Annotated in this window: 3 protein-coding genes and 1 pseudogene; all 4 read right to left on the reverse strand. The window is 68.6% G+C overall.

Going from position 1 to position 2,538, the window contains the following annotated elements; all coding sequences use genetic code 11:
• Positions 1-392: 392 nt before the first annotated feature.
• Positions 393-845: a hypothetical protein gene (locus tag D7W82_RS39260; RefSeq protein WP_120623134.1), complete on the reverse strand. Its 453-nt coding sequence runs from the start codon at positions 843-845 to the stop codon at positions 393-395.
• On the reverse strand, positions 842-1,501 hold the full coding sequence (locus D7W82_RS39265; protein ID WP_120623135.1) for an anti-sigma factor: 660 nt from the start codon (positions 1,499-1,501) through the stop codon (positions 842-844). Before D7W82_RS39265 ends, D7W82_RS39260 begins: the two co-directional genes overlap by 4 nt.
• A gap of 84 nt (positions 1,502-1,585) precedes the next feature.
• Positions 1,586-2,200 carry an RNA polymerase sigma factor gene (locus D7W82_RS39270; protein WP_014400131.1) on the reverse strand — a complete coding sequence of 205 codons (615 nt, stop codon included), beginning with the start codon at positions 2,198-2,200 and terminating at the stop codon, positions 1,586-1,588.
• 61 nt (positions 2,201-2,261) lie between these two features.
• Positions 2,262-2,538 (reverse strand): annotated as a pseudogene (locus D7W82_RS40825) (hypothetical protein); the annotation flags it as partial.

A 2,538-nucleotide genomic window follows, 5' to 3' on the forward strand; every position in this document is an offset into this window, starting at 1 on the left:
CCGTCCCGCCCGTCCTGCCCTCAGACCCAAGAGCAACTGCCGTGCCGTCGCCCAACCCGGCGTTTTCCGAGGGAAGAAAGTCTGAGAAGCCCCTGTAGCTCCGGGCAGGACTGTCTTTTTTTCAGCCCGGCTCCAGTGAGTTCCGCCCTCTTTCCTGCCCCCCGGTGCCATGCGCACCCCGGCGCACGTCAGGCGTGGGACGGAGCTGTCCGACGCTGGGACAGCACACCGTCCACGCAGGGGTGGATGTGCGAGGACCTGGGAAGATTCAGGAACAGTGGACCCTGACGCGGGGCCGCCCGGGGAGGAGGGGGCCATCCAAGCGTCAGGGTGGGGATTCCGCGGACGGCGCCTGCCTCCAGGGCGGCGCGCATCCGTCACGACTCACACGGCTACTTCGACGGCGGCACCAGGACGAGGATGAGCTCGCCCCCCACGTGCTTGCCGGCCTTCTGGTACACGGCGCCCTGGCGGCCCAGCTCCACCTCCACGGAGGACTGGTTCGGGATGATGACGCGCAGCGTGGCGCTGCCGTCCTTCATGCCCAGGAGCTGGAGCGACGCGTTCGTCCCGTTGGGGAGCTTCACTTCGGTGGGCTTCTGGGCGCCCACCTCCACGGTGTCCAGCGACATGCGCTTGAAGGACGTGAAGCTGAAGTTCTGCTTCTGGAACGCCTCCTTCATCTTGGAGAGCTCCGGGGGATCCACCGCGGTGCCCTTGTTGGAGGCCAGCACCACCTCCACCTGCACCTTCACCTTCTGCTCCTGGGCGGAGGCGACCGCCGGCCCCATCACCAGGCCCACGGCGAACAGCAGTGCCAGCACCGCCCACGTCGGCTTCGTCATAGCGCTCCTCCGGTGGGCCGGGGCGGGACGGACGGAGCCGGCGCCGGCTGTCCTTCCTGGTCCTCCGGCTCCACGCTCGAATCCTGGGACTGCGCCGCGCCCGGCTTCTTCTGCCCGGCGGCGTCCTTCACGGGCTCCGGGGCCTGCTCCTGCTCGTCCACCATCCAGATGATGGAGCCGCCGCCCTCCGTCTCCATCACCACCGGGGCCACGCGGGCGCCCTGGTAGGACTGGATGGACTTCACCGTCATGCGCTCGGCGGCGTAGCCCTCCGGCGCGTTGTCGCGCAGCACCAGCGGCAGCGCCACCAGCATCACCACCGCGGCGGTGGCCAGCGACGAGATCATCGCCGTGCGCTGGTAGAGGAACATCTCCGACAGGGCCAGCCGCATCCGTTCGATGAGGGGCGGCTTCTCCGGCGTCACCCGGGCCATGACCTTCTGGGCGAAGTCCTTGAAGTCGACGTCGTCCACCGCCATGTCCAGGCCGACCCGGAGCAACCCGGACTCCGCGCGCAGGTCCGCCGCGCGGCCCGTGCAGTCCCGGCAGGCGGCCAGGTGCCGCTCCACGTTGACGCGCTCTCCAGGAGCGACTTCACCGTCGATGTAGGGAGACAGGAGCGGTACGAAACGCTCACACGCGGGATTTCCGGCCATACTCTTCACCCTGCGGGCTGGTGGGAATTCGTCGGTGGGACGCGACGGGCCCCACGGATATTCGAGGAGGCCTTTCTGGCGTCCTCATTCGTTGCCCACCCCGCTCTTGGCTTCGTCCAGCTCCAGATAATCCCCCAGGATTTTCTGCACCTTCGCGCGCGCGTGGAAGAGCCGGCTCATCACCGTGCCCTTGGGGATGTCCAGCGTGCGGGCCAGGTCCTCGTAGGACATTCCCTCGATTTCGCGCAGCAGGAGGATGGCGCGGTGCTTCTCCGGCACCGTGGCCAGCGCCTCTTGAATCTTCTCCGCCAGCTCCTTGCGCAGGGCGCTCTTCTGGGGATTGGTCCCCAGGCGGCTGCCGAGCGCGCCGATGCGGGCTTCGGAGAGGTCCACGTCCTGCGTCTCGTCGAACTCCACGGGCTCGCCGCCGCCGCGGCGCTTGCGCAGCACGTCGATGCAGATGTTGGACGTGATGCGGTAGAGCCACGTGTAGAAGGACGCGTCGCCCTTGAAGTGGTCCAGGTACTTGTAGACCTTGACGAACGCCTCTTGCGAGACGTCCATCGCCTCCTCCTTGTCCTTCAGCATTCCGAGCGCGACGGCATACACCTTGCGCTGGTAACGCTCGACGAGGAGCTTGAAGGCGCGCTGGTCCCCGCTGCGGACGCGCTTGACGAGTGTGAGGTCGTCGGTGGCCAAGTGCGCGGCACCGTAGCACAAGCCGCGCCAACCCCAAGGCTTTCGACGCGCCCCGTCGCTCCTAGAGGGAGCTGACGAGCGCGACGGCCGCCAGGGCCAGGCCCACCATGGCCAGCACCGCTCCGAAGACCATGCGGTCCCACTGGGCCTGGGTGACGGAGGAGTCCTCCGTGTCCTCTCCGGCCCGGAAGGCGTGGAGCACGTTCCAGAACATGCGGCCGCCCAGCCGGCGGTCGGTGCCATGGCGGTCCCGGGGGTCGTCGTTCTGGAGGGGGCGCCCCTGGGCGTCCCGGCGCACGAAGGGGCCGGGCAGGGGCTGGTAGAGGCCGGGGGTGAGC

The sequence above is a fragment of the Corallococcus sp. CA049B genome (assembly GCF_003611685.1).
GTDB classification, from domain to species: domain Bacteria; phylum Myxococcota; class Myxococcia; order Myxococcales; family Myxococcaceae; genus Corallococcus; species Corallococcus coralloides.